Origin of the sequence: Lysinibacillus sp. K60 (assembly GCF_019731275.1) — a bacterium.
Classification (GTDB): domain Bacteria; phylum Bacillota; class Bacilli; order Bacillales_A; family Planococcaceae; genus Lysinibacillus; species Lysinibacillus capsici.
In genome coordinates this window covers 249,293-276,045 of the sequence record NZ_JAASJR010000007.1, presented here as the reverse complement: position 1 = coordinate 276,045, position 26,753 = coordinate 249,293, and the positions used below count along the sequence as shown (strand labels likewise).

General features: G+C 33.7%; 35 protein-coding genes. 25 read left to right on the top strand and 10 right to left on the bottom strand.

Annotation, left to right across the window (positions count from 1 at the left end):
* The first annotated feature begins 137 nt into the window (after positions 1–137).
* The 13 genes from HCH28_RS16960 (at position 138) to HCH28_RS16900 (ending at position 12,199) form a co-directional block, all read left to right on the top strand.
* On the top strand, positions 138–2,201 hold the full coding sequence (locus tag HCH28_RS16960) for a phage NrS-1 polymerase family protein (RefSeq protein ID WP_221682358.1): 2,064 nt from the start codon (positions 138–140) through the stop codon (positions 2,199–2,201).
* Between the two features lie 355 nt (positions 2,202–2,556).
* Positions 2,557–2,796 carry a hypothetical protein gene (locus tag HCH28_RS16955; RefSeq protein WP_221682357.1) on the top strand — a complete coding sequence of 80 codons (240 nt, stop codon included), beginning with the start codon at positions 2,557–2,559 and terminating at the stop codon, positions 2,794–2,796.
* Positions 2,797–2,814: 18 nt separating this feature from the next.
* Positions 2,815–3,165, top strand: coding sequence for a hypothetical protein (locus HCH28_RS16950; RefSeq protein ID WP_221682356.1), 351 nt, complete (start codon positions 2,815–2,817; stop codon positions 3,163–3,165).
* A gap of 20 nt (positions 3,166–3,185) precedes the next feature.
* Positions 3,186–3,827, top strand: coding sequence for a hypothetical protein (locus HCH28_RS16945; RefSeq protein ID WP_221682355.1), 642 nt, complete (start codon positions 3,186–3,188; stop codon positions 3,825–3,827).
* Between the two features lie 4 nt (positions 3,828–3,831).
* Positions 3,832–4,362: a hypothetical protein gene (locus tag HCH28_RS16940; RefSeq protein ID WP_221682354.1), complete on the top strand. Its 531-nt coding sequence runs from the start codon at positions 3,832–3,834 to the stop codon at positions 4,360–4,362.
* A gap of 297 nt (positions 4,363–4,659) precedes the next feature.
* A complete protein-coding gene (locus HCH28_RS16935; RefSeq protein WP_221682353.1) occupies positions 4,660–5,235 on the top strand; it encodes a hypothetical protein in 576 nt (191 codons plus the stop codon).
* Between the two features lie 116 nt (positions 5,236–5,351).
* A complete protein-coding gene (locus tag HCH28_RS16930) occupies positions 5,352–5,858 on the top strand; it encodes a phage terminase small subunit P27 family (RefSeq protein ID WP_221682352.1) in 507 nt (168 codons plus the stop codon).
* A gap of 11 nt (positions 5,859–5,869) precedes the next feature.
* Positions 5,870–6,520 carry a hypothetical protein gene (locus HCH28_RS16925; RefSeq protein ID WP_221682351.1) on the top strand — a complete coding sequence of 217 codons (651 nt, stop codon included), beginning with the start codon at positions 5,870–5,872 and terminating at the stop codon, positions 6,518–6,520.
* A gap of 16 nt (positions 6,521–6,536) precedes the next feature.
* Positions 6,537–9,857 (top strand): phage tail tape measure protein, encoded by a 3,321-nt coding sequence (locus HCH28_RS16920; protein WP_221682350.1) that lies wholly within the window; start codon positions 6,537–6,539, stop codon positions 9,855–9,857.
* Positions 9,841–10,524, top strand: a complete 684-nt coding sequence (locus tag HCH28_RS16915; protein WP_221682349.1) for an Ntn hydrolase family protein — start codon at positions 9,841–9,843, stop codon at positions 10,522–10,524. Before HCH28_RS16920 ends, HCH28_RS16915 begins: the two co-directional genes overlap by 17 nt.
* Positions 10,524–10,841: a hypothetical protein gene (locus tag HCH28_RS16910; protein ID WP_221682348.1), complete on the top strand. Its 318-nt coding sequence runs from the start codon at positions 10,524–10,526 to the stop codon at positions 10,839–10,841. Before HCH28_RS16915 ends, HCH28_RS16910 begins: the two co-directional genes overlap by 1 nt.
* 211 nt (positions 10,842–11,052) lie before the next feature.
* A complete protein-coding gene (locus tag HCH28_RS16905; RefSeq protein WP_221682347.1) occupies positions 11,053–11,601 on the top strand; it encodes a hypothetical protein in 549 nt (182 codons plus the stop codon).
* Between the two features lie 112 nt (positions 11,602–11,713).
* Complete coding sequence (locus tag HCH28_RS16900) at positions 11,714–12,199, top strand: hypothetical protein (RefSeq protein ID WP_221682346.1); 486 nt, start codon at positions 11,714–11,716, stop codon at positions 12,197–12,199.
* Positions 12,200–12,460: 261 nt separating this feature from the next.
* On the opposite strand, the gene HCH28_RS16895 is transcribed toward HCH28_RS16900, so the two are convergent.
* On the bottom strand, positions 12,461–13,099 hold the full coding sequence (locus HCH28_RS16895) for a DUF4145 domain-containing protein (RefSeq protein WP_221682345.1): 639 nt from the start codon (positions 13,097–13,099) through the stop codon (positions 12,461–12,463).
* Positions 13,100–13,350: 251 nt separating this feature from the next.
* Here HCH28_RS16895 and HCH28_RS16890 point away from each other — a divergent pair, with 251 nt between their 5' ends.
* From HCH28_RS16890 to HCH28_RS16880, 3 genes are all read left to right on the top strand, one after another.
* The gene (locus tag HCH28_RS16890) at positions 13,351–13,587 is read left to right on the top strand and encodes a hypothetical protein (protein ID WP_221682344.1); all 237 of its coding nucleotides are present in this window, start codon (positions 13,351–13,353) and stop codon (positions 13,585–13,587) included.
* A gap of 21 nt (positions 13,588–13,608) precedes the next feature.
* Entirely contained in the window at positions 13,609–13,809 is a 201-nt protein-coding gene (locus HCH28_RS16885; RefSeq protein WP_221682343.1) for a helix-turn-helix domain-containing protein, read from the top strand.
* A gap of 122 nt (positions 13,810–13,931) precedes the next feature.
* On the top strand, positions 13,932–14,126 hold the full coding sequence (locus tag HCH28_RS16880; protein ID WP_221682342.1) for a hypothetical protein: 195 nt from the start codon (positions 13,932–13,934) through the stop codon (positions 14,124–14,126).
* Between the two features lie 23 nt (positions 14,127–14,149).
* On the opposite strand, the gene HCH28_RS16875 is transcribed toward HCH28_RS16880, so the two are convergent.
* A complete protein-coding gene (locus HCH28_RS16875; protein WP_221682341.1) occupies positions 14,150–14,356 on the bottom strand; it encodes a hypothetical protein in 207 nt (68 codons plus the stop codon).
* Positions 14,357–14,511: 155 nt separating this feature from the next.
* Here HCH28_RS16875 and HCH28_RS16870 point away from each other — a divergent pair, with 155 nt between their 5' ends.
* Complete coding sequence (locus HCH28_RS16870; RefSeq protein WP_221682340.1) at positions 14,512–14,709, top strand: hypothetical protein; 198 nt, start codon at positions 14,512–14,514, stop codon at positions 14,707–14,709.
* Between the two features lie 38 nt (positions 14,710–14,747).
* Here HCH28_RS16870 and HCH28_RS16865 read toward each other — a convergent pair whose 3' ends face one another.
* The gene (locus tag HCH28_RS16865) at positions 14,748–14,963 is read right to left on the bottom strand and encodes a helix-turn-helix domain-containing protein (protein WP_221682339.1); all 216 of its coding nucleotides are present in this window, start codon (positions 14,961–14,963) and stop codon (positions 14,748–14,750) included.
* Positions 14,964–15,282: 319 nt separating this feature from the next.
* Here HCH28_RS16865 and HCH28_RS16860 point away from each other — a divergent pair, with 319 nt between their 5' ends.
* Together HCH28_RS16860 and HCH28_RS16855 are read left to right on the top strand one after the other, a co-directional pair.
* Positions 15,283–15,828: a hypothetical protein gene (locus HCH28_RS16860; RefSeq protein WP_221682338.1), complete on the top strand. Its 546-nt coding sequence runs from the start codon at positions 15,283–15,285 to the stop codon at positions 15,826–15,828.
* Between the two features lie 209 nt (positions 15,829–16,037).
* The gene (locus HCH28_RS16855) at positions 16,038–16,190 is read left to right on the top strand and encodes a hypothetical protein (RefSeq protein ID WP_221682337.1); all 153 of its coding nucleotides are present in this window, start codon (positions 16,038–16,040) and stop codon (positions 16,188–16,190) included.
* 917 nt (positions 16,191–17,107) lie between these two features.
* Here HCH28_RS16855 and HCH28_RS16850 read toward each other — a convergent pair.
* From HCH28_RS16850 to HCH28_RS25125, 3 genes are all read right to left on the bottom strand, one after another.
* Positions 17,108–18,127, bottom strand: a complete 1,020-nt coding sequence (locus HCH28_RS16850; protein ID WP_221682336.1) for a DUF4179 domain-containing protein — start codon at positions 18,125–18,127, stop codon at positions 17,108–17,110.
* The gene (locus HCH28_RS16845) at positions 18,120–18,653 is read right to left on the bottom strand and encodes a sigma-70 family RNA polymerase sigma factor (RefSeq protein ID WP_221682335.1); all 534 of its coding nucleotides are present in this window, start codon (positions 18,651–18,653) and stop codon (positions 18,120–18,122) included. The genes HCH28_RS16850 and HCH28_RS16845 overlap by 8 nt, the downstream gene beginning before the upstream one ends.
* An 80-nt stretch (positions 18,654–18,733) precedes the next feature.
* Positions 18,734–18,790: a hypothetical protein gene (locus tag HCH28_RS25125; RefSeq protein WP_274773467.1), complete on the bottom strand. Its 57-nt coding sequence runs from the start codon at positions 18,788–18,790 to the stop codon at positions 18,734–18,736.
* 251 nt (positions 18,791–19,041) lie between these two features.
* On the opposite strand from HCH28_RS25125, the gene HCH28_RS16835 reads away from it, so the two are divergent.
* The 4 genes from HCH28_RS16835 (at position 19,042) to HCH28_RS25120 (ending at position 20,578) form a co-directional block, all read left to right on the top strand.
* Positions 19,042–19,209, top strand: a complete 168-nt coding sequence (locus HCH28_RS16835; RefSeq protein ID WP_221682334.1) for a hypothetical protein — start codon at positions 19,042–19,044, stop codon at positions 19,207–19,209.
* Between the two features lie 387 nt (positions 19,210–19,596).
* On the top strand, positions 19,597–19,920 hold the full coding sequence (locus tag HCH28_RS16830; protein WP_221682333.1) for a BLB8/JUQZ-1 family protein: 324 nt from the start codon (positions 19,597–19,599) through the stop codon (positions 19,918–19,920).
* 254 nt (positions 19,921–20,174) lie between these two features.
* Complete coding sequence (locus HCH28_RS16825; protein ID WP_221682332.1) at positions 20,175–20,378, top strand: transcriptional regulator; 204 nt, start codon at positions 20,175–20,177, stop codon at positions 20,376–20,378.
* Positions 20,379–20,434: 56 nt separating this feature from the next.
* Positions 20,435–20,578, top strand: a complete 144-nt coding sequence (locus HCH28_RS25120; protein ID WP_255601650.1) for a hypothetical protein — start codon at positions 20,435–20,437, stop codon at positions 20,576–20,578.
* Positions 20,579–21,214: 636 nt separating this feature from the next.
* Here the strand turns inward: HCH28_RS25120 and HCH28_RS16815 are convergent.
* Positions 21,215–22,714, bottom strand: coding sequence for an SH3 domain-containing protein (locus HCH28_RS16815; protein WP_221682331.1), 1,500 nt, complete (start codon positions 22,712–22,714; stop codon positions 21,215–21,217).
* A 410-nt stretch (positions 22,715–23,124) separates the two neighbouring features.
* Between HCH28_RS16815 and HCH28_RS16810 the strand changes: the two genes are divergently transcribed.
* Positions 23,125–23,472, top strand: coding sequence for a hypothetical protein (locus HCH28_RS16810; protein ID WP_221682330.1), 348 nt, complete (start codon positions 23,125–23,127; stop codon positions 23,470–23,472).
* Positions 23,473–24,327: 855 nt separating this feature from the next.
* On the opposite strand, the gene HCH28_RS16800 is transcribed toward HCH28_RS16810, so the two are convergent.
* Both HCH28_RS16800 and HCH28_RS16795 read right to left on the bottom strand, forming a co-directional pair.
* Positions 24,328–24,765, bottom strand: a complete 438-nt coding sequence (locus HCH28_RS16800; RefSeq protein WP_221682329.1) for a carboxymuconolactone decarboxylase family protein — start codon at positions 24,763–24,765, stop codon at positions 24,328–24,330.
* A gap of 14 nt (positions 24,766–24,779) precedes the next feature.
* On the bottom strand, positions 24,780–25,421 hold the full coding sequence (locus HCH28_RS16795; protein ID WP_221682328.1) for an FMN-dependent NADH-azoreductase: 642 nt from the start codon (positions 25,419–25,421) through the stop codon (positions 24,780–24,782).
* A 170-nt stretch (positions 25,422–25,591) separates the two neighbouring features.
* Here HCH28_RS16795 and HCH28_RS16790 point away from each other — a divergent pair, with 170 nt between their 5' ends.
* The gene (locus HCH28_RS16790) at positions 25,592–26,092 is read left to right on the top strand and encodes an Rrf2 family transcriptional regulator (RefSeq protein ID WP_221682327.1); all 501 of its coding nucleotides are present in this window, start codon (positions 25,592–25,594) and stop codon (positions 26,090–26,092) included.
* 151 nt (positions 26,093–26,243) lie between these two features.
* Here HCH28_RS16790 and HCH28_RS16785 read toward each other — a convergent pair whose 3' ends face one another.
* Positions 26,244–26,657: a gamma-type small acid-soluble spore protein gene (locus tag HCH28_RS16785; protein WP_221682326.1), complete on the bottom strand. Its 414-nt coding sequence runs from the start codon at positions 26,655–26,657 to the stop codon at positions 26,244–26,246.
* Positions 26,658–26,753: the final 96 nt, after the last annotated feature.

Here is a 26,753-nt window from a genome sequence, read left to right as displayed (position 1 = left end):
TTCGCCCCATAAAAAATACTCCCCTTAGATAAACAGATTTTATTTTTTCATCTGTCTACCTAATAGGGAGCATATCAATGTATGATAGTGGTCGATTTTTTTGTATGACTGGTAATCAAATCGGGAGATACACCCGTGTGGAGGAAGATGAGTTTAACAAAATTAATTATCTCCACAATAAATATTTGTATAAACCGAAAGTAACAGACAGTCGAAATAAAATGAATATAAATTGTGGTACGAGTTTCACCGAAGACGAGCTTATAAACATTGCTTTAAAAAGTAAAGTCGGGGGCCGTTTTCAAGTTTTTATGGATGGTGGATGGGAGCAATTCTACAATTCGCACTCTGAAGCAGATATGGCTTTTACAAACGATTTAGCCTTCTGGACGAATTGTGATTACGCAATGATGGATAGTATTTTCCGCCGTTCATCTTTAATGCGTGACAAATGGGATAGGGAACAGAATTCCTCTACATATGGGGATGAGACATTACAAAAAGCGATAGCAGATTGTACAAAAACATTTAATCCGGAGCCGAAAGAAGATAACCTTCGAACCATTCTTAATGAAAATAATTCGTTTGTTTTTCCAAAAGGTTACATTTCTAAAAATGGCTGTCTGTATAATATTGTCGAAAAGAAAAATCGTAACGGTGAAATTGAAGAGCAAGAAGTATTAATATGCCGTCAAACACCAATAATTACACGCTCATTTATGAATGTGGAGCATCCACAGTTATATTATGAGCTAGCTTGGTCAGATAAGGGTAAAGTTTATAAAGAGGTTTTACCAGCTGGGGATCTTGCAATAAAAAAAGAACTACTAAAACTTTCGTATAAATCACTAGCAGTAACTGATAACAATGCAAAGAATCTTATCACATATTTTGATAGATTATGCATGGTAAATAATTTGGACCATGAATATTTAGTCGAAAGGTTAGGTCATATCAAAGACACTTTTGTACATCCGTTAGAAGGTGATGGTGTAAAAATCCTACCACCTGATATTGGTGAAAGACAAATACTTGATGCATTCCAAACGTCAGGAACAAGTGAAGAATGGCTTGAAAACGTATTTAAACCTATTAAAAAGCACCCTAAAGCCTTGTTAATGATATTGGCATCATTCACATCTGTCTTACTTCAAGATTTAAAAATGAAACCATTCATTGTTGATTTATCAGGGGTAACTTCTCAGGGGAAGACAACCGTATTAAGGGCTTGCGCAAGTGTATGGGGGTCAGAGCATTTAGTTTCAGAGTGGTCTTTGACAAAAGTTGCAGCAGAGAGAAAAGCCGCATTTTTGAATAGCTTTCCAATTATTTTAGACGATACAAGAAAAGCAGATGAAAAACAGTTACAAAGTTTTGTTTATGCCTTCTCAGGAGGTAGATCCAGAGGACGTGGTTCTGTGAGTGGTTCCCAGCGTGAATATACATGGGGAAATCTCCTTTTATCTACTGGCGAAGACTCACTTAATGCATACGCTGAACGTGCTGGTGGTGTGGCAGCAAGGATTTTACCTATTACAGGATTACCATTTCAGGGAGAAAATTATCAGTTTTTCACTGATTTATACAATGCGATAGATAAATATTATGGTTCGATTGGGTTAGAGTTTTTGAATCATTGGAGAGAAAAGAAAAATTTCTTGCTTCCAAACTTTGCAGAGTATAACGAAATATTTCAAAAGAAATCACAGGGTAACGAAGTTATAGGAAGAATAGCTAGATATTACGCTGCAATAGTTTTTACAGGGCGGTTATTGAATGAGTTTTTTGGTTTAGAAATCGATTTACTGGAGCTTTATCGTTTATTTGATGAATTAAATGCTGAAAATAAAGCGGTGGATAAACCTATGCAACTTTTAGAAGCAATACTATCCGATTTAGACTCTGATAGAGGCGCGATTTTTAATAACTATTTCGAACCTAGAAGTGGTATTAAAGCAATATATAAGAACGATTCATTACATTTGTTGCCTGCATATTTAAAAGAGTTTTTAAAATCAGAAGAAAAGACTATTCGGAGTGAATGGTTGCGTAGGGAAATAACAGTTCCCCAGATTAGCAAAGGAAAAACAGTTGATTATAAACAAGTCAAGCATAAAGGTAGAAATTTCAGTGGTGTACCTATCCAGCAGAAAATTGTAGAAGAATTAGGGTTTGATTTTTCGGAGGAAATTCACACTTAACTAAAAAAGGTAGGAAAAGGTAGGTAGATATAAAATTATATTCAAAACTTCCCTACCTTCTCAAACCCAGTAATATCAACAGATTGTTTGTATAGGTAGGAAAGGTAGGAAAAGTAAGAAGTAATTATATATATCGCATAAGAATAACGTTTTAACTTATTATGCTTCGATATAATGATAACTTTTATAACCTATTTTTCTTCTTACTTCTCTTACTTTTCCTACCATGCCATTTGAAGCCTTGATACATAAGGTTTTTGTCGGTAGGAAATAAGGGAGGAAACTTAAGAAAGTAGGAAGTATAAAAAGAGGATAACTCGCGGAAGTCCAAATAAATAATCAGGGAGCAAACATAATGGTGAAAACAAATATCGTAATTTTAAAAGAAACAACTTATCAAAAGCCAACTGGAATATATGGAGTAATCGAGAAGTGTGTAATCTGTAAAGATAAACATATTCATGCTGCAGAAGAAGGTAACGTCGTTGCTCATTGTATTAATTTACCTAGACCAACAACATATGAGCTGGTGATTGATCGGAATAATAAAGAAAACCTACGATTGGCCAAAAAACACGGCATTCCATTGAACTAATTGTGGAGGTACAAGCTCATGAGATTAGAAAAGTATGAAATTGAAGTAATAGAAAACTATTGGATAGACATTGAAGAAATTAAAAAGCGCGTGAAACATCGTGAATATGAAGTTTTGCAATCTGGTGAAAATCCTGCTGAAAATGCTTTTATAGACAGACATACAACAATAATTAATGGAATCGAGCAACTCTATAGTGAACTCGACGAAGATTTAAAAACTATTGTTGATATGCGCTACTGGAATTCAAGTGGTATTTCTGAAGACTGGTTAATCATTGCAGATCGTTTGTATATGTCTAGGAATCAGGTGTTAAAGAAACGTAAATGGTTGATTGAAAAAACTGCTGAACGTATTTACTGGGTTTAGTTGAAAGGAGGGTGTGCTGCATGAATCAAACTACAATTTCAGAAGCATTTGGTGAACAATTAGCCCTCATTACAGCTGACACACCTTATGCGATTGAAAGTGATTCAGATACTTTTATTTCCGAACTAGAACATAAAGTAAGGAAGTCTATGTATTCATTGTGGATGGATGCCAATGCTAACAAGCTAGCAAACTATTTAGAGAAGAAACAAGCAGCACACTTTGCCCAGCTGTACGAATTTAGTTATGGTATTCCTTCTTATGATAACGATGATCCTTTTTCTAGTAGGACAGATACACTTGCTTTAATGATTATCGATGAAAAGGCTGCATATAAGAAACGATTAAACCGCATTAGGCTTCAATACAAGCGTTTCAATGAGATATGTGAATCGTTAAGTATGGAAGATAGAGAGCTGTTTATACGTTATTTTGAGTTTTCTCAAAAGGTAGATTATGAAAGTTTAAGGAATGCTGTTATTAAAAATCTCACATTAATTAATGAACGTTATTGGCGTGATGAGCAATTAGCAGAGGAACATACAAAACAGATTAGTGAATCGATCGAAGGGCCAGCTCAACAAATTGTGTTGAAGCCTGATATGGCAAAAAGAAGTAGACGTCAAAATAAGATGCGTAGTTTGTTTACACAAGGGAGGTAAGAGAATGACAAGATCATTCGGACTGTATAATCCAGGTACCAATCTAAGAATGATACAAGATGCCTATAAAATCATGGATTATATTGAGCGTTTAGAAAGTATCGAGCATGACGAGGGAAGTAGTCTAGAAAGAAGACAAGCTGCTGCAAAAGAGAAGTCGTATCAAGTAAAAGATCTAGAAGATTTAAAATCATATATGCGAAATAGTAAACATGATTTCACAAAATTGGTTTATTACAAATACATTGAAGGTTATTCATTGGAAGAAGTGGCTCAAGTGTTAGGTCATAGCTACAGTAACGTAGCAAAAATACATGCTTCTTTTACCGAATATATGAAGCAACCAAAGGAAGAACCTATTCTAAATCCAATCCAAAATTTCAATGAATACTTGGAACAGTTGAGAGAATTAATAAACCCAAAATATGAAACATGTTGTGTTCATTGTGGAAGTACTACAACAATCCCACATGAGCAAGCAAGAAAAATATTTGCTAATGAATCTAGAAGAGAAAGAGTAAAAACAGGAAGATAGGAAGGGCAAACAATATGAAAGAACTACGATGCACAAAATGTGGGAAGCTATTACTTAAAGCTGCTAAAGAATATGAAGCAAGTGTTTCTCCATGTGACTTAGAAGTACAATGCACACGATCAAGCTGCAAAGCTATTAATCATTACAAAGTTAAATAACCTTAGAGACTCTAGAAGTCCATGACTGCACAGCGATGTGTTAAGTTGTGGGCTTTTTATTTTATTGAAAGGGGGAATGCCTATGTTTGTTAAATGACTGATTAATCAGTATCTACATTAAAAACTGGAGGGATAAATTATGTTAAGAAAAAAACGCGATTTAACTGATATTAGAAAGGAAATGGACCAAGTAAAGTTTAAGGTTCATCAATATACACAAGATCTCAAGTTACTACGTGGTAAACGTAATGACCTGGAGAATGAACAAGGAAAAGAATCAATGCACACGAGCATTGAAGAAACCGTAGAACGTGTACAACTCTTAAAAGATGTGAATGATCAAATACTTTTAGCAGAGAAAGAACTAGATGCTTGCTTAATAGAGCAAAACCAATTAGATGACGAAGTTGTATCGATTATCGAAGCAATAAAAGTTACTCGTAATGAAGAAGTGGTGCAATTCGATAAAGAAGTTTCTCGCGTAGAAAAATTAACAAAGCAATTACAGAATGAAGTTGATAAATTAGCTGAACAACGTAGGAAGATTATCAAAAATAACCAAAACATTCTTAGAATAGCAGAAAATTATTTAAACAAAACGAAGGCTCATGCAATAACTGCGAAAGAATATGATTCAAACTGTGGTGATCAAGCACGACAAATAAGAAGTTTATTGGTTAAAAAAGCTGGACAAGAGTGGGATACCATTGCGTAGGGGGATAGCCCCCCTCCATTCGTTTCCCATACGGCAGGGGGCCCTACACCGGCTGACCGCTTTCTGGGCATAGGAATCCCCACTTGAATTATTTTTAGAAAATCGAGGTGATATTTATGGCTGGACCACGAAAACCGATTGATTTATTAGTACGAACTGGACGAAAACACTTTACCAAACAGGAAATAAAACAGCGTATTGATCAGGAAAGACGTGTGTTAGGACCAACAGAGAATATCGTTCCACCTTCATATTTAACTGCAGCACAAAAGCGTGAGTTCAATGAAATCTCTGCCCAATTGGTGGAATTAAACATGTTTAGTGAGCTTGATTTGGACAATTTAGCTCGCTATTTAGATTCAAAATATCAATATTTTGAAGTGATGAAAGGATTAAAAAAAACCAAACCTACTTCAGTTATTGAAACTGATAATGGGAAGCAAATAGTTCCGAATGAGCATCATGCCAGCTTAGTTAGAACAAAAAATATGTTATTCAAAGAATGTCGGGCAGCTGCACGTGATCTAGGATTAGATATTTCTTCTCAAATGAAATTGAGTATACCAAAGGAAGTAAAAAGGGAATTAAGCGAATTCGAGAAGAGGTTCGGGGATCGAATTTGAGGAGGACTTAAATGGAGAAAGCAATATATGGACTAGCTGCTGATTTTGAGGCTGTTCATTGGGATATAAAAGGTAAGAATGTGGAATATTTTCACGTTGAACCAAGCACTGTTAATTATGCGGATAATGTAGCATTTACATTAGAACATGAACCAAAAGAGATCATAACAACGACTAAAGACCAGGAAAACGGCCAGCTAATATTGGTACAAAAAGGACCACTCTTATTCTTTAAATTTGTTCCAACAACCAAATATGGTGAACGTTTTTATCGCTATGTTAAGTTACAAAGGTTACGAAAATGTAGCTATATTTTCAGAAAGATCTTAAGTTATCGTGACGTACACAATGAGAAAAAATTAATGTGGGCTATGGATTCTAAAGAGAAGATATTAATTAATCATGGAACTGTATTTGAAATTTGCTTAACTAACAGCCCACGTGATAATACCACTTTTTGTACCACTAATGTAAATGATCCAAGACTAAAGGGGATTAATTGGATAACTAATGTGGAATTAAAAGGTGGTTCACGTTGGGAACAACATCTTGAAACAGAAGAATTGAAAGACATGATAGAAGAATTCGATTTGACTTTCAAACGAATCGATCAATTATTAAGTAAAAACTACAACAAAATCCACTTATCAAAAGAGAAATGAAAGAAGGTGAGAATATATGGCAAGCATAGGAAGTTTAGAAGTCAGTCTTAGTTTAAATGCATCAAATTTTAACGGTACTGTAGCACAGGTAAACCGAAACATGAAGGCGATGGGTAGTGAGTTACAAGCTATTCGAGCAAAAGGCTCAGCTTATGAAAATTCATTGACTGGTTTATCTCAAAAACAAAATGTTCTATCAAGATCATTTGACGCTGCTTCAATTAAGCTGCAAGAACAGCGACGTCGATACGATGAATTGGTAGCTAGCGGTACCGCATCTTCTGCACAAATCGAAAGACAAGCCAATGCAGTTAACCAAGCCCAAGCGCAATATAATCGCTTAGAACGTGAGTTAGCTGAGGTTACTGACCAATTACGTATCCAATCATCTCAATGGACTCAAGTTGGACAGAGATTTCAAGATGCTGGAAGCAAGATGAAATCATTTGGTGGAAACATGACCGCCATCGGAAAAGATTTATCATTGAAAGTTTCAGCTCCAATCGCCGCTCTGGGGGTGGGAGCTATAAAAGCAGCAGTAGACTTTGAATCAGCTTTTGCAGGTGTTCGTAAAACTGTGGATGCAACTGAATCAGAATTCCAATTCTTCTCTGACGAAATCAGAAACATGTCTAAAGAAATTCCAGCTGCTGCTACGGAGATCGCAAAGGTAGCAGAGGCTGCAGGACAATTAGGTATTAAAAACGATGCAATTATAGGCTTTACACGAACAATGACAGACATGGGAGTAGCAACAAACATGTCAGCAGATGAAGCAGCGACTGCTCTTGCAAGGTTTGCGAACATCACGAAGATGTCACAACAGGACTTTGACAAGTTAGGTTCAACAGTCGTTGATCTTGGTAACAACTTCGCAACAACAGAATCTGAAATCGTGGAAATGGCCCTACGTTTGGCAGGTGCAGGGGCTCAAATTGGCATGTCTGAAGCTGACATTCTTGGTCTTGCTACTGCTTTATCATCTGTAGGTATTCAAGCTGAAATGGGTGGTTCTGCACTGTCACGTGTAATGGTACGAATGCAGGTAGCTGCTAGTACAGGACTTGGTAAAACAGAAGAACTATCTAGAAAAACAGGTATGTCGTTACGAGAGTTACAAATGCTTGCCGCTAACAACAGCATGGATTTTACTAGCTTGGCAGATAGTCTTGGCATGACCAACAAAGAAATGAAGAACATTGTTAACGCAGGTGTTGATTTAGAAAATTTCGCGAAAGTCGCTGGAATGACAAGTAAGGACTTCAAAGAGGCATTTGAAAAGGATGCAGTCGGTGCAATCGGAGCATTTGTAAACGGCCTTGGCACAGCAGAGCAAGCAGGGGATTCAGCCATCAACATGCTTCAAGAAATGGGCATCACAGAAATTCTTCTACGTGACTCATTACTTCGTGCAGGGAATGCAAACGAATTATTTGCAAGCTCAATAGACATTGCTAACAAAGCGTGGGAAGAAAATGTTGCTTTAACTAATGAGGCTGAACAACGGTACAAAACAACCGAATCACAACTGATTATCTTGAAAAATAAAGTAACTGATTTAGGAATCACACTTGGAAACATATTGATTCCAGTGGTCTTATCAATTGTGGAAGTAGTGGGTCCTTGGATTGAAAAATTTGCGAGCCTTAGTGAAGGTACACAGAAACTAATTCTAGTTTTAGGTGGTATAGCCGCAGCTATTGGACCTGTACTCATTGTTGGCGGTGCCTTAATTTCAAGTATTGGTACTATTATAAGTGCGGTTGGTGGATTATCTATTGCTATTGGTGCAGCAGGCGGTGCGACAACAGCATTTGGTGCCACATTAGCATTAGTAACTGGTCCTGTTGGATTGGCTGTTGGTGGTATTGCTGCGTTGACTGCAGGTGGTGTTGCTCTCTATAAAAACTGGGACACAATCGTTGAAAAAAATCCACAACTCCTAGCTACTTTTGCTGCTATTGCTCCCCCAGTTGTATTAGCTGTTGGTGCTATTAAAACAATGCAAGAGGCGATGAGTCCTGCAATAGAGAAAGTTGATCTATTTGGTGAAGGTGTCTCAAAAGCTACACAAAAGGCGCTGGGAGGATACTTAGAACTATCAGATGGTGTATCACAAACTCTATCTGAAGTTTACCTGACTTCCACAAGAATGACTGAAGAAATAGCAGCTGGTTTGGCAGAGAAATATGCTGAAATGAATAAAAAGATTGTGGAGGGCATGAAGGCTAGACATCAAGAAGAACTATCAGAAATGGAGAACTTCTTTGCAAATTCATCTGCTCTATCTTCAGTTGAAGAAGAAAAAATCCTAGCAAATCGACAGGCTCGTCATGATAAAGAAGTTGAACAGCAAAACTTCATGTTCCAAAGGATTAAAGAAATTACTGAAAAAGCAGCCGCTGAAAATCGTCAACTTACTGAACGTGAACACGAAATTATCAATAACTACAATCAAATGATGAAAGAAAATGCTGTTAGAACGTTCTCAGAAAGCGAGTTAGAACAAAAAGTCATACTTGAACGCATGAAAGAAAATGCTTCTAAAGTATCCGCAGAACAAGCAGCAGAAGTAGTTAAAAATGCTGTTAAACAAAAAGAAGAAGTCATTAAAGAAGCAAATGACACCTATGATCAAAAATACAAACTTATTATAAAAATGAGAGATGAAACAGGGGATATATCTGCTGAAGAAGCAGATAAAATGATAGCTGAAGCAAAAAAATCCCGTGATCAGACAATTAAGTTGGCTGAAGAACGCCATGAAAAGATTATTTCTGAAGCCCAAAAGCAAGCAGAAGAACATGTCGCAAAAGTAAATTGGGAAACTGGTGAAGTACTATCAAAATGGGAAGCTTTTAGAAACGCAGCATCAAAAAAATGGGGAGAGATCAAAACGATTGCCTCAGATATGTGGAAACAAATTGATGCAGATACACAAAAATGGTGGAAATCTATAAAAGATTGGCCAGGTAAAAAAATCGATGAAATGAAATCATCTATTGAGAAAAAAATGGGTGATGTGAAGACAATAATCGAAACCCAATGGAAACATGCGCAGTCTTTCCTAGAAAATGTTAACTTGGTTCAAGTAGGTAAAGACATTATTAATGGCCTAATAAAAGGTTTAAACGATATGATGGGTGGCGTTAAAAAGAAGGTAGAAGAAATGGGAAATTCTATGTCTAGTACAATTAGAAAGGTTTTAGGCATAGCATCACCTTCTAAAACGTTAATAGAAGTAAGTGCACCATTCGATATGAAAGAATTTTTAACTGATGTAGCTAATGTATTATTTGGGGATCAAGGAGTGTGTATGAATGACTTTTATCTATAATTTTAACATAGGAGGATCCATTTCCATTCTAACGAGTGATACACGACAGACAATAGAAATAATGGGCCATCAATTTAAAGTCAAAGATGCTGAAAAGAAAATATTTCAATTGTCTGATTACCTAATCGCTGGAGGCGGAGGAGAGAATAATATTGTGGATTTTATTCTTGAAGAACTACAGTGCTTAGATTTGAAATACATTAATGATTGTCTCGGTGTTATGGACAACATTTCGTCTAAAGTAGATTCGATTTTTTATTCTGATAAAAATAAGGACATGTATGCACAATTTTTCTTAGTTGGATTTAATCAATATGGTCAATCCGGTTTTGTTTATTATAATACTGATTCAGAAGACAAAGTTACATCGAATTTACTACCAAAAGGAATGCTTCATGTTGGAGCTGCTTTATCTAGTGATGAAGTCTTTGATGTAGCTAGTGCTAAAGTGATACAACCGAGTTTAAATGGTCTTCAAAATACAAATGAATTTGCTGAAAAAATTACAAATTATTTGGCCGAGGTTCAAAAAAACATGTATCTAATTGATGAAATGTCCGTATCCGATACATTTTGTTACCACATTTTGTATTGGGACTATAAGGAGAATAAAGTGATGCATATTGCTGATAAACGAAAACTAGATGTGTCTGAGGTGAAAAAATGATGAACAATTCTCGAGAATTAATTTACCTCACAAGTAGAGTATTAAATGACATAGACAGCGAAGCCAGACATATAAATAAAAAGCTTAAGAGCTTGCAAAGAAAGGCTAAAAATGAAGCTCCAGAGAATGAGAGGGATATATTCATAGATGGTTGTAAAGTGGCTAAACAGGGTGTGAAAAAGATTCAACGTGAAGTCTTAAAATTAAGATTTAAAAAGCCAGAGCAAGACACAATTGGACAACTGCAGTTAATTAAAGATGAAATAATAAGGCAAAGAATTGAGATAGATCAAATTTATCAAGAACTAATGGGATAATTGAAAAATAAAAAATGTAAATTAAAAACACTTACTTCGGTAGGTGTTTTTTTATTATCCAATAATTGTACGTGTAAGCTTGTACGTAATTGTGAAGAAACAAGCAATTAAGACTACGAAATTGGTAGTCTCTTTTTAAATATTTCAATAATATAGTTGAATGTTCATATTTTTCCTCTTAAGCTAGATATTAAGTAGAGGAGGAATAAATGTGTCATTTGATGAAATCGAATCAGTAGTAGTAGGTGTAAGTGCAATAGCTACATCGTTTTTTAGTTTTCTAATTTGGAGAGCCAATATACAATCTGCAAAGGCTGCTAAAGGAGCTGCAGATGCAGCCGAGGAAAGTGCTAAAATATCTAAATTAATGCTAGAGGCAGAGGAAGAGAAAAGGCAGAATCTTCGAGATCAAATAAAAAGAGATATCCTTAAGCAGACTAGCTACATTATGAATATTCTTAATGAAATGAAAGAAAGTAGTATGCCATCTTTGGTTATGAGTAAGTTACCTGAAACTATTAATAATGTTAGTAATTATGAATTAGCCCATTATTTCTCAATGAAAGAAAGACAATTAATCTACTATACTATTAAAAAATATGAATCATATAGAAATGATTACTTTAAAGACGGAAAACCTAATTTTACATTGAATGATAAATTCCAAAAAGAAACCCAAGAACTTCTAGATAAAACTAAAGATGTAATAATCGAGTTTACTGAAAAAATATTTGTAACTAGTGAGATTGAAATAGGTTAACAAATCGATAAAGTCACATCTAACCAGGTGTGGCTTTTTATCATGTTCATTTTTTCTTTTAATGACAATACGTTCCTAATACACTAAAATTATTATGAAACTGTGTAAGTAGGTGGTAAAAATAAAAAAATTAATTTTGATTTTAATGGTAGTAGTGCTTATTGTCTTGATGTGTCATAATATTTTCCCTAATTGGTTTTTGGAGGTAATAAGATTACTTAAGGAACCAGCAACATTTATAAGTTTTCTTACAACAACTTTAGGTATTACAGGAGCATATCTCGTCGCAAATTATCAAGTAAGTAAAAGTTTGAAGTATGCCAATCCACAATACTTACAAAATTTTAATACTGCACAAGTTCCTATAAGATATTTTATTGAAATTGCTAAAAAAATCTCAAATGTAATTAGTACTGAAGAGAGAGTTGAAGCAAGATATAAAATTTATTGGTCAGATTTTAAAGAAATGGAGGAGAATTTGTTTTGTGCAATTCAAATCATGAATCCAGAAATAAGTGATGAACTTGTGCGTAAGGATCTCCCGAGTGCTTTATCGAAAAAAATGAACACGCACCGCCTTATTATTATAAATCCATGAATTATTTATTTTATCAAATGATTTATATATATGATTCTCTTTTAAAAGAGAGTGAATATCTTGACTTATTTGGTGATAAATCTAATTTGAAGTATATTAGTTCTTATATAAGCGGTCCTAAATTCACACCTGAAAAGATAGATGAATTTATAAAAAATAATAAGAAAAAATACAAACAACTTAATTTGGATCAATTGTAATTTTTGATTAAGCATCTCAATGATCTCTATGAGGTGCTATTTTATGTATTAAAAAAGACCCCTACTTAGGAGTCTTAACATTATCACGTGCCACTATTCCATTTCTCTTGTCTTCAGGTAATTTATTAAATAAAGCTTCAATAGTTTTTGGGCGAGTAATTCTATCTTCAACTATAAAGTTGATGAGTTTAAATAAATGATTGGTAGTTTCAAAATCGTCTTTTAAATCAAGTTGTCCAGGATGAACAGATTCGTTTCCAATCACTCTTACGATATCTAATGCTTGTTGAACATGTGGATCTAGTCCTTTTTGAACTAAAGAACCGATATCTTTATTTATATCCTTACCAGATTCACCTAGATGGAACATTAATTTTTGCAAAACAAGCCTTAGTAAAGCGGCAGCTCCTCTAGGCGAATGATTTACTATACTAGAGGCTTCCAAATAGTCTACCAATAACTCTTCAGGTAAATCATCGTGGGGCAATGGAGCTAATGATTTATCTGGAAAAATCATTATTCTTTCTAACCATAAAGACATTTCTTTGCAATGTGAGCAAATAGCTAACTCCAATTCTGATAACATTTGATATGTATGAGTATAGTAATAAGTAGAATGCCAGATTTGATTTGAGTTTACTTCACAAAATGGACAATGGAAGTGTGTTTTACCATATTGTGGCGGGAAATATTTAGACATAATTTTCCTCCTAGTTTTTCTATAATTTTACTTTTTATATATTGGACAGTCAATATATTATTTGATTTAAGCTTTATATTTCATTTTAATTGTGGAGTGATATACGGCCGAAAGTACAAGATGATAGATAATGAAAATGGTAGTACCCCCGGGTAAAAGGTTTTGCGATTTTGAAAACCGCCTACACCGGATGCCACCCGTTTGTCTGAAAATTAATAGTTAAAAAGCGCTCATAGGAGGGAGGGGGAGTCATGGCCATAAAAATTAGAGAAATCGAGAAGGATTTATTAGCACGTCACGCCGATGATCCTATTAAACTATCAAAAGTACATCGCTACATACGATTTTTAAAAATCGATATAAGTTGCGATAAAGAGATTGATAATGATGGAACGATAAGTTTAACGTATAATTCCTACTTGGCGACAGGGAGTTTATTTCTTCTCAAACTCTTAATGGTGAACTTGCTAACTAAAGTAGTAAAATGACATTTAAAAGAGGTAATCTTTATGAATGAACTATTAGAAGTTGCAGAAGTAGCTAAAAGACTTAAATGCAATAAAAATAAGGTATATGACCTTATTAAAAGTGGCCAACTTGTAGGATTAAAACTCGGTCGAATGAAAGTATCAACTATTGAACTTGATAATTTTATGGTTAGGAACGCTGGTAAGGATTTAACAGATCCTTTTAATGTTAAAAATTTATGATTCGCAACTTCTACAATAAAAATATGTTAAACACTTTCAGCTGCATGATCAGTCGAGAGTGTTTCTTCTTTTTTATAAAGCTTAAAAATTGGCAATGATTAAAGAGAAGGGAGGGGATATATGTGGATCCTTTTAAAGATTTTGAAATTACAGAAGAAAAAGTTCGGAAATTATTACCGATTGTTGAGAGAATTTGGTCTAGGAAATATGGTGTTGATTTTAGATTAAAGTATTTAACAGTCAATAATATAACTGTATGGCGAGATGAAGCTAAAATACCGATAGACATTAAGAAAAAAACAATCGAAATAGAATAAAATATAGAACAAGGACACCCGTATTATTGGGCGTCCTGTTTTGTTTGGTGTGATTCTCCATTAAGCCAACAATCTATTTTATCTAGATCAAAAAGTAAAATACCTGGCGATGGTTTATTAAATGGAATACTGTTAGTTCGCATTAAATTGTAAATAGTAGTTCTCCCTATGGGGCAATTGATAGATTGAAGATAAGCTATCAATGCCTCGACACCTCTTACTTTTCTCAATATAATCCTCCATTTTTTATATGTTTATTTTATTGAACCTTCTATCTCTTAAATTTTCTAGAAGAACAGAATTACTCCTTCAATAAAGGTGATTTTTGTAAAAAAATAGAATAAAAGATAATACGAAATTACTGCAGTAAAAAGGAGGAATTAGCATGAATATACGTAAAAATTTTTATTCGTCTAAAGAGGTAATGGAAATGTTAGACTGTGGATGTTTAAGAACGGCTCAATTAAGAATTCAAGCGATGAACAACGAATTAAAAGCAAAAGGTTTTTGGGTTGAACGTGGGAAAATTCCTGTAGCTTTTTTTCACGAAAAATATCCTTATATCTCATACAAAGAAGACTAAAGGCAGCCATTTTAAGGCTAGCCTTTTTATGTTGCTAATTAAATTTTTTCTCCATCACCCATGATGAAATTGATTTCATAATTAATTTCCAATGCTTCTGTAATTTTCTCTAGATCATTTTCACTAAAATTATTTCGTGTCATTTTATTATGTAAATTTTGACGTGTAGTACCTAATTTATCCGCTAAATCTTTAACAGTCATGTTCTTTCTGCCAAGAATGATTTTGATTTTTTCACTAGTAGTTAATTTCATTTTTAACAACTCCTTCTAATCATTAGTATACCACTTAGTGTACTTGTATACAAATATTTTATAAAGTAAATAAATTAATTTACTAAATGCTTTACATTGTAAATTAATTAGTGTGCTATGTAATTAACAACATTATTATTACTCCAATATAGCCATCAATGGTGAGTCGGTGAATGGACTAGAAATAGCAGACATTTAGAAAGGGGTGAGGAAGTGAGAGTTACAGCAAAAGAATGGTGTACTATGTCAGACCACAATAAACAAATACTTTTAAATGCAGTAGCAAAGAAATAAAAACCACAGAAGGGAATTGATAATTATGCAACAGCAAACACAACTTACATTAGAAAAAGTAGTGATAGATTATAGCAATAAAATTTATAGTTTATCAGCACAGATGACTCAATTAGAAGTTTTACAAGGAGCCATTGCAAGATTAATGGATAGAATTGATGAGATCGTTCATAATGGTTGGAATAAAAATCGAGGGATGGCTTATCTTGCAATTGATGAAATACAAGATACTGTACGTTTAATTGATATGGGCTTTAATCCGTTGTTCAAAGAAATGTCAGAAGAGATTAATACCCTTAACATTCATGCAGATAATTTATATGAAAGGGTAGTAAAAAGCAAATCAGATCAATCAAATAAGGAACCTAATAAACTGGATAAAAATAGTGTGGAAGGTTGGAATGCCTTTGCAATGGAAGGTAATATAAAAACATTCACCAAGGAAGTTGGTAGAGAGCCAGAGAGCTTTGAGGAAGTATTAACGTATATTGCTGATATGGTAAAGAAAGTTGTGGAAAAAGACAAAGAAAATAAAAAAGCCGATGCGCCAACATCGACTCAAAAAATATAAACTAATTATTATTTTAACACATAGAGAGGACTTGCGCAAAATTGCGTAGTCCTTTTTCTTTTAACTATTTTTTTAAAGGTTATGTGGTCAAGAAAGTATATTTGTGAAGTTTTAGGAATATATACTTCGGAGAAACGATTGTAATATGTGGGTGAAAAATCAATACTTTGTAGGTAGTAATAGACCATTAATAAAAAAGGAGCGAATTTATGAAAACTATTCCATCAATTGAAACTCAACAACGTATGCACGAATTTTTTATGAGAACATCTGCACCACGTATCTATCAAAGACAATTAGAAGAAGAAAGAAAACGTAAAGAAATAGAAGCTGAAGAACAATTAAAAAAAGATCATAAATAATTTATCTAAGCACTTGCTACTATAGGTGTTTTTTTGTGGAAGGCAAAATAAAAAGATTGAAGAATACCTTCAATCATTGTTTGAATATATTGTTGTCACCACTACAAACATGCCCACCAAAAGCATTAATTATTAGCCCCAATCCAGCCCCAATTAGCCCCAAAACTATTCAATTTTATGCTTTGTTTTGCGTTGTTTAAAATTAATCAAAAACCTCTTAAATGCTGATAAATCCACGTTTATGGACTTTTTTATTTGTAATTTGCACCTAACAATATCTATTGGGAAAAAAACACACCACCTAAGTGGTTGTCATAGAATACCCGAAACACTCGTATTGAATACGGGTGTTTTTTTATTGTAAAACGTTGATATATAAGTGTTTGTTGTATTTCATTAAGTTGTTGATTTTTAACAAAATAGAGAGAGGGGGAGGTAGGGAAAAGCATGTACCTCAAAATGTATCCCAAATTCTTCATTTTTTGCTTAGATTTTTCAAATGAACCTAAAGTTTATGATTTCATCCATGAGATTAGATGCGTGTACCTCATCTTTTTCGAATGAATGTGCATAAACTTTATAAGTCGTCTACGGAGTATATATAGCGTAAAGGAACATAAGTAGTTCCATTGTATGTAAAAGGCTTATCTTCTGGCATCTTAGACACCGGGTTAACTACTGAAAATCCGATTAATTAACTTTGCATACACTTTTATTCCTCCATAAATTTAATTAAATGAGACAAATTGCTCGATTTCAATAATCCTTTATTCATCGTTAGATTATGTTTTGAATGAACAATTTTACTCATTTTTTAAAAATATTTTTAAAAAATATTTTATTCTAATATCATTTAATAAATTGATTTTTCAAGTGAATAAAAGCCATAGCGTTTGCACACGCTACAGCTTGTATCCTTATTTACTTTTATTTAAAGGAACGACCAATTCTAGTTCCTTTATTTCTTCGCTAAAACCTTCTCGATTTGTATGACTGGGCTTGAGTGTTAATGATTTTGGTATCGTATCCATTGGAGGCAAAGTCAGTACCATATGATGACCATAGTTCCCAGCCATACCTGCTTGTAGTTTCAGTTTATCATATACATGACCATTATCATCGACTACAGAGAAATCAAACCATGGCCAACTATCGTTTTCATCCATTTCAGTAGGATAATCAATTGTTAGGTCTATTCTTGTTGATAGAGGTGAAAATGTTACTTTGTCGGCCGTTAATGTATAAACTTCATCGACAGTTTCAGTTGTAACTTCTGGATAAAACTCAAATACATCACCTTTAATTTTTTCAAGTGGGAAAGCCACCCTCAACTTGCCCTCATAGCCAAATAAATCTTCGCCATGCACCGCAATCTCAATTTTATCTCCATATTCATTATAATTAGAAAAAGTAAATTGATGATGTTCTATTATTGTTTTCGAGTTTATGTCAACTTGCCCTGTTGAACTAATCGCTGGTTTAACTGGTTGTCCATTAATTGTTATATAATTAAAGCCAACAACTTCTTCTTTCATCGAAAGTTCTTTTTCTCCTGTGTAAACTAATGTTACGATTAACCGGCTACCATCATAAGCTGCTTCTTTTACAGTCATTGTTAAGCCATTTTTACTATCTTGTTTATCAATTATTGTCGTAAGTTGATCGTGTTCAATTTTATCTGAGGCAATGTCTCTAAAGTCCTTATAAATTGGACCAATTAGGGGGATATTTGATAATGCTTCTGCCATGCCTGTTGAAACAAATCCAGAACCAAGCAAAGTAATACATAACCCACACGCAACCAAGATTGACCGTTTTGAGGTTCTTACTTTTCTTTTTTTCTTGCCTTGAAAGATAGCCGTCTTCTCCCTTGCCATTAGCTTTTCAATAGGTACATTTATGTTGTTGATAGATTGATTGAATTTGCCTTTATTCATAAAGATAGCCCTCCTTTAAAATGGGTCTTAGCTCTTTTTTCGCTCTATTTAAGTGTGATTTCACGGTTCCTTCTGGATAATTCATTATGGTAGATATTTCCTTGATAGACAGATCATGATAGTACCTCAACAAAATAATGGTCTTAACAGTTGGATTTAAGAATTTAAAGGCTTCTGATAAATCCATCGAATGCATAATAAAATCAACATTTTCAGAAGCGATTAATTCAGTAAAGATTTCCTCATTATCTGTAGTAAAATGGTGGGATTCTTTCCGAATAAAATCAATCGATTTAAAAACTAGAATTTTTGTAATCCAACTCGAAAAACTTTCAGGGTTTTTTAATGTCTTTATTGAAATATAAGCTGTATAAATAGTTTCTTGATAGACATCAAGAGCATCTTGTTCATTTCTAACATACGCATAGGCTGTTCGGTACAGCTTTTGTCGAACAGAACCTATCAGTTGTTCAAATGATTCATCATCACCCTTTTTTGCTTTTTTTACTAATTTTGCTATATCCATTTTGCTTCTCCTCTCCGTTACACAATAAAGTCGAATGAGGAGGTAAATCGGTTGCAAAATAATTAAACACATTAAACTTGTTATACATTATCTTTTTCCATTTCCTTTAGCCTAAGATAAAATGCCGCCTGACTAATTCCTGTAATTGTACATATCTCCTTTACAGTTATATCGGAGTATTACGTAATTCAATAGCATGGTTCTTTTACTTATCTGTATTTTTTTAACTTTTCCTCGATGTTACCACTTTGCTTACTCAATTTAATTCCTGAATGTTTCTTCTTACTAGGTATTGAATGGGGTGGTTACTGGCAGGCAGGAAATTTTGATGCTCCACACTTTGAGATTCTAAAATTGGGCTATACCTAAAGAAGATGATGATAAAACATTGAGATTTACAAATCCAGCAACTGAAAATGCAGTACGCGACTACATCAAACAGACTGTAGATAAAGGGGAAATCGATAAGTCGTTGCTTGATAAATTTGATTCAGGTACTATGACAAGTGATAATTTTGAAGGATTGAAGATCATCATTGCGCAACGAGCATACTAAAAACTATAAGATCAGCAAAGCTATTTAGTCGAGCTGGTTTTAATACATAGTAATAAAAGTGACAATTCTGCGAAAATTATTAGAGGATTATAAGAAATGAACTAAATGAAGGTGTCAAGGATTTTAGTGTGAATTTAACTAAAAATGTTACTTTTGTTATATAAAATAATAAAAAATGCGCCAAATAATGACAGTATAAGTGGCGTGATTTGGCGTACTTTCAAAATAATTAATTGAGCACCGCCAAAAAATGACGGAGTGAACGCCAAAAAATGGCGTAATTATTCAATTGAATTATTATTTTCAGGAATGGTAGGATAATAGTTACTCGAGGGTATTTTGCTATAGCAATTTATGTTAATTACAAATAAAGAAAGGTGATTATATATGAAAAAAATTAAAAAAATAGTTTTAGCTTCTGCATTAGCTTTATCAGCGTTTGCGTTACCATTAACAACTACACAACAAGCATCTGCTGCAAGTCCAAATTGTAATTTACCAAATGATAAATTTGGGGGTTCATTTTACAAAACTTTATCAATAGCTCAAATGTATACTTTTGGTGCTGATAATATAGAAATTATTTCGGGTTTTGATGTAGTTACTTTAACTCCTAATAACTCGCTTAAACCACTTAAGCGTGGAACAGCTGTCGTTCATGCACATTTCAAGGATGGTACTTATATATCTTATGATTTTAATATTTTTTAACTGTGCAACAATTCTGTAATTTGTTATTCCCACAGAAGATGCAAACATCTATTTATAGAGCTACATAAGTTCTTAAAACAAATCGCATTTTGAGAAAATAGCCCAGGAACTCATTTATTTTTGAGCCTGGGCATTTTCTATTTCCAGAAATTTTATCTTGTCAAAATACGAATGTTTGCTCCGATTCGTATACAAACAAGTGTTCTTTTATAGATTATAAATGAGGAACATTTCACATATTAGGAGGAACTGTGATGAGAGAGCAATTGATTAAAGCTATGCAGCGTAATCAATTAGTAAACATGATGTATGTATCTAAAATTGGGTCTGTAACAAAAAGGCGAGTAAAAATTTTTAAAATCGTTGGTGATTCATTTCAAGCATTCTGTTTCATGAGACAAACAAAGCGTACATTTTTAATAAGTAGTGTTCTTGCTGGTGTTCCAGTTTTTTACTAAAACAAAACGAATTCCTATTCAAAACATACAGTCAGCTCAATTAGAAGCTGATTATTATGATTAAACCTGATCAACAACAGTTGTTACACCAATACTTACTAATTGAACTAGCAGTGAAGTCCGTACAGATTGATTATCAAAAAACGGAACAATTTAAAAAATTAAAGTTGTATTTCTTCCCCAAATGGATGCCCTTTTAAAAGATTTACGCCAAAAGTATTTCGATCTCAAAAGACAGTTGGTTTAGCAAAAGATACGGGTCATAGGATGGACTAATGTAGATGAATATTTTAGTGATGTACAAATAGCAACTGCTGGCAATGATGTCGTGCTTCGATATGCCAACCAAGCACTAAAGACTCAAGTAGAAAAATTATTGATCCATCATAGTAATGAGAAGATGAAATGAGAAGATTTAATGTTTCTGAGAAATTAAATCGTTTGAAGAAATAAATAATTCTAAAGAGCCGTTTCTCTATAAAAAGGACGGCTTTCATGGAGTATGTGAAACAATATCCATAAGTTAACGGGTGCTTTCCTTCAATATGAACAGGACTTGTGTTTATGATTGATTACCCTATATGCAAGTCCCTTTGTTATGCTTTCACAGCCTCTCCCGTAATCCACATAGGGCTTTATAGCACCATTTAGACAACCATATAAAAGAAGAGGCTGGGACAGAACTCGATTATTTTGAAAAATAGCGAAAATGGATATTAATTTTTCTGCCTCACTGAGTTAAATACTCCTTCCTAAATCAAAAAAATACTAGACCAAATGTATCTTGGTCTAGTATTTTTTCTTTTTGTCCCCGCCTCTTTCACTTATATAGCAATTTATTTATTGAATATTTGCTCATAACGGTGGAAGAATGCCACTGCGTGCGCTCTTGTGAGAGAATCATTTGGTTTAAACTCTGCATCCGTTTTAGTAGTTGTTAAGTCGAATTCACGTAGAAACTGGATGGCTTCTGGCTGAGATACTGTTTTTCCATAATGCATAGATGCTAGGATACGAGCAAAATTACCACGTGTGATATCTTTGACTGCATATACCTGTTTAGATGCTGAATTACCACCAAGCGTTGGTAGAGCATACTTACTCGCTAGTTGATAGTTTACATCTGCACTCCATGAAGAACTAGGTTTTGTTGAAGCTAATTCATCTGACTTAAAGTAACGGAAAAGTACAGATAACATCTGATTTTCTGTTAAATTTGTGTTTGGTTTCAGTAAGTTTTCGTATTTCTTTGTGGCAGGGTTGTATACGTTTTGATAACCGCTGATAAGACCTTTGTTGACTGCCCATTGAAAATCCTCTGCCCAGTACTGGTCTGCCTTGTAATCAGCGAACTTTGATATATTTATACTACCTACTAGAGTTGTAGGTGTTGGCGTTGAAGCTGAGTAGTTTAAATAACTTGATGCTACATAACCCTCTGTCCCATCATTTCTTTTCACAGGATACCAAACAAAATGGTTTTTCTTCGTTGATACTGCTTCATATTCAAAAGGGCCCGTAATGGTAACAATTTCGCCTTTACGTAAAGTACCCATAGAAGGACTATCCGTAGTAGGTCTTGTTCTAACTGTTACATTAGTTGTTGCACTAACTTTTTGATTTGTTTTAAAAAAGTACTTTGATTTTGTTAATGGTAAATCAAAATCATAGTTCATCGCTGAAAATTTAATATTTTCCCTGCTGTTAGAGTCATATTGAAAATGTTCGCGTTTAAAAGGCAGCTCTGTTAAGTCTATTAATTCTAATTTCTCAATAATTTGGAGAATTCTTTCTTGATAGGCATTTGCATTTCTTTTACCAGTCGCTTGGACAAAAGGACTATTTACTGGCTTAGTACCGTTATAAGCCATGATAGCGAAGTACCAATGTTCTAATACATCTTTTTCCCCTCCGTTGATGCTAGGCAAATCCTTCCGCTTAAACATATCATCCAGAGTCTCAACACCAGCTCGAATATTATAGACAATATCGCTTTTTAGTCTATCTTGATTGTAGCCAGCTTGATTTGTAATTTGCATAATGCCAATTCCATTATCAGCTGTCACAATCGCTTTACCATTCATATCGAAATGACGCCAATTTCCACTTTCACCTTCCGCTATTGCCTTCACAATTTCAGGAGGAACATTATAACTCAGTGCTGTTTCGGTTAACAAACAGTTCATTGTTGAATAATCAGGGTTGACCTTCGATGCCGAATCATACTTACATGTATTTGCAATATCATTAGCTAATACATTTTTATCTATATTTATAGTTAGAGAGAGGGCACCAATGACAATACCACTAATCAAAGGTTTCAATATCTTTTTCATCTCTGGTTATTACACTTCCTTTCATATTTTCCAAAGTTAAAAGATTCAGATATATGTTATCATAAACCCAATATTTGGGATAGGGGTAATATTCAATGTTTCTTTCATTTAACAGGTTTGAATGATAAATGATAGCCCTAACATATATTGATTCGGTGAAAGGGTTGTAAATAGTGATACTATTTTAGTGTAACAAAATCTGTTTCATTTGGAGTAAGTGTATCATATGGCTTTGAATCAGTAAGTGCAGCCCAATCTGCTTCTGCTGGTTATCATATTCATGCAGATTATAGTAGATGGAATCGTCAGCTGTTTTTGGTGTAGATAGGGTAATATGAAAATACTAAAAAATAAAAAGATTCAAAAGAAATGTGGTTAATACCATCATCTTTTTTGATGGAGGAACAAATATGATAAAAAGACCAATTTTATTATTTTTAGTTACTTTTCTTCTGTTAACAGGGTGCAATGAAAGAAATCAAGACAATATTTCTTTCCCTGTATTTAATTGGAATGGTCATAATTATATTGTTACTAATGAACCTATCCCAAATGATGAAATAGAAGAAAAAATCGGAGAAATAAAAGAACAAACAACAGATTTACCTACAAAACACGAAGAGGGTTACAGACTAAATATCGGAACAAATATATATAAAATAAGGGAAGTGGAAATTACGAATGATATTGATAGCAATATGGCGATAGAGATAGAAGGTGAATATAGAGTAGCGAGAATAATTGTTGACATAAAATAATAGTATTTAGCTTATGGCATTTGATGCACATTTTTGTTTTGTTCAAGTGAAAGTAATGATATAAACTGTGTAGCTACTACTCCAACCACTCTTCAACTCTGCGTACTTTTTAAACCTCAGCTTATAACATTGCGGTAATAATAACGAAATTCTAACGAAATATGAGACTTGGAGAAAAAGTTACACACCTATAATATTTTAATAAATTAAAGGATTCACATACACCAAAAAAACTCAAACCATTTTTGTCTAAGTTTTTTTGTACAGTAATAATTTTAATATGCATTGGTATTTCAGCTAGTAACATTTCTGTATCTTCAGGACTTAAAATTAATGTACCTCTCTGTAAACGAAAATTCTCCCTTGAGATTTTTCCTGTAGAGTTTACGACGAAGTAATTAATTCAGAGAGTCACATCTAACAAGGTATGGCTTTTTAATATTTAAAGAAAAAGACTTTTTTTAAGGAGTTTGTGTGAAAACGCAATACTGAGAGGGGGAGGTAACGGAAAGCATGTACCCTGAAATTTTGAGATGATGGGGAATATCACGGATTACTTAGTATTGAAGGTATTCAAGATGAACCTACTCAACAGGAAATAATTATTGAACAGGTAAACTACCCCATAATTCCTTCTGTTAGTATTTTTAAAAGCAAGATAATGAAGAAATCAGTCGTTTGATGGAGGAATGTAGGATTGAATTTGTCTTTTCTTGCGCTTACCCGGGAAATTTTTTTATTTCCTAAAGTTACATTTTGTTAAAGGGAGATAGGGGGACTGACAGATGAAAGTACGACTCAAATTGATATCAAACTACTATAAGAAAAATAGCTACCTGTTAAGGCAGCCATTTATTATTCCGCAACATTGCCCATAGCAATAGAAATTCGATTCCAACTGTTAATTTGATTAATCAAGATAACCAAATCGACATAAGCCTTTTCATCAAAATGCTTGCGAACACGTTTATATAATTCATCAGGAACGCGTTTATCTGGAATAAGCGTAATATGTTCCGTTAATTCTAATGCTACTTTTTCAGCATCTGAATAAAAAGTACATTCTCTCCAAGCGCTAATGCAGTATAAACGCTGTTCAGTCTCTCCCATTTTCTTAGCATCAGCAGTGTGCATGTTGATGCAATAGGCACAGCCATTAATTTGAGAAGCTCTAATTTTAATAAGCTCACGAAGTTTTCTCTCAATACTACTTTTTTTAGTGTATTTGTCCATTTCTATCATTATCTTCATAGCATCTGGTGCAACTTCATAATAATTCATACGTTGTGTCATTGTGAATCCCTCCATTATTTATTAGCTAATTCAACTGATAATTGATTCGCTTGATAAAGTGCATTTTGCAAGACATCTTCTGTATTCAATAAGGCTGTTCCTTGGACACGAAGAATTTTAAAATCTTCTATTCCAAGAAAGGCAAACATTGATTTAAGGTATTTGTAAGAATACTCCACTTCGGTATACCAATCGTCATTTGTATAGATTGAACCACTTGCCTGTATGAGTATCATGCTCCTTCCATCATTTAATAAGCCCACAGAACCATTTTCCGTATATTTGAATGTTTCTCGCGCAATTAGAATGTTATCCATATAATCCTTTAGCTTTGAAGGAATATTAAAATTATGCAAAGGCATCACGATTAGGTATTTATTTGCACTTTTAAATTGAACTAAAATTTCATTCATGCGTTTCAAAACTTCATTTTCTCCGTGTGTCAAAGGATCTCCATTTCGAGAATGTTCCCAGCCACTTAAAACAACTTTATCTATCATCGGAACAACATCTTCATATAGATTAATTTGCTCAATTACTTCATCATTCTGTTTATTTTCTTTATATGTCCCTAGAAAATGGTCCAATACTTGAAGGCTCAAAGATGTCTTGGATTCCACTTCAGGGTGTGCATTTACCACAAGTAGTTTACGCATAAAAATCCTCCAGTTAAATAAAGTTGTTACTAATCGCCGATTAGTTTAATCGTTGATTAAATTTGTCTACAATATACGCTTTTCATTTTCGTTTGTCAAACTGATTCATTTATGTATGGCTAAAATGTGTTACTATCATGGTAAGCAAAATGTTTTAAGAGGGTGGAATAATGAAATATAGTGTGATGGTTGAATATGCCCTACACAGTCTTGTTTATTTAATTGATGTACCAAAAAATGAAAGTATAGGAATAAAGGATTTATCAGAATTTCAAGGATTATCGGAGACCTATCTTTCAAAAGTTTTAGGGAAATTGTCCAAGGAAGGCATCGTTAGCTCGGTATCTGGCGTAAAAGGGGGTTATCGACTCAATAGAAAGCCTGAGGATATTACATTTTGGGATGTTGTGCGAGCTGTTGAAGGTGAAGAGCCGATATTTCAGTGTAAGAATATTAAAGCGAATTTTGCTTATCAAAATAAAAAACAAAAGTGTGAATCTTGTTCAAGTCAAACGAACTGTACGATCAATAGTGTCATGCTGGAAGCGGAAGAACACATGCGTAATTATTTAAGAAGCAAAACAATAGCATGGTTAGAAGAAGAATTACTGCGGACGCTACCAAAGGAGCAAATAGAAGAAGCAAAAAATTTTTTTAAAAAAACAAATTGATATAACTTCAATCGAATCATTGTAGATGTATGTAAATTCGGTTTACTTGAATCAACATCTAAAGCGAGAATTTTATCTTGAAGAAATCAACTAAAATTTTCCGAGAAACAAAAAACCGGCAAGGATGCCGGCTGCGGATGTTGAATGAAAGCTATTTTGAATTATTTTCGTTTGCAAATTTACCAGAAGCAAATTTTTTGTTAGCTTCAGCTTGTTGAATTTGTTGTCTGATTTGGTTAACATCAGTTTCATTCCCAAATTCAACGTTCGTTGACTTCATTGCGTTCATAGAACCAGAAGCCTGTTGCTTTTTAGCTTCAGCTTGTTGAATTTGTTGTCTGATTTGATTAACATCAGTTTCATTCCCAAATTCAACATTCATTGATTTCATTGCGTTCATAGAACCAGAAGCCTGTTGCTTTTTAGCCTCAGCTTGTTGAATTTGCTGTCTGATTTGATTAACATCAGTCTCATTCCCGAATTCAACATTCATTGAATTCATTGCGTTTGGAGCTGCATTAGGAATTTTTGAGTTGAAATTTTGGTTGTTGTTATTATTCGCCATTAAATATCACCTCCTGAAAAGTAGTCTGTGCAGAAGGCTTTTTACTATCCATACATTTTAGAAAAACCTAATGAGGACTCTTGCATCAAATTTACA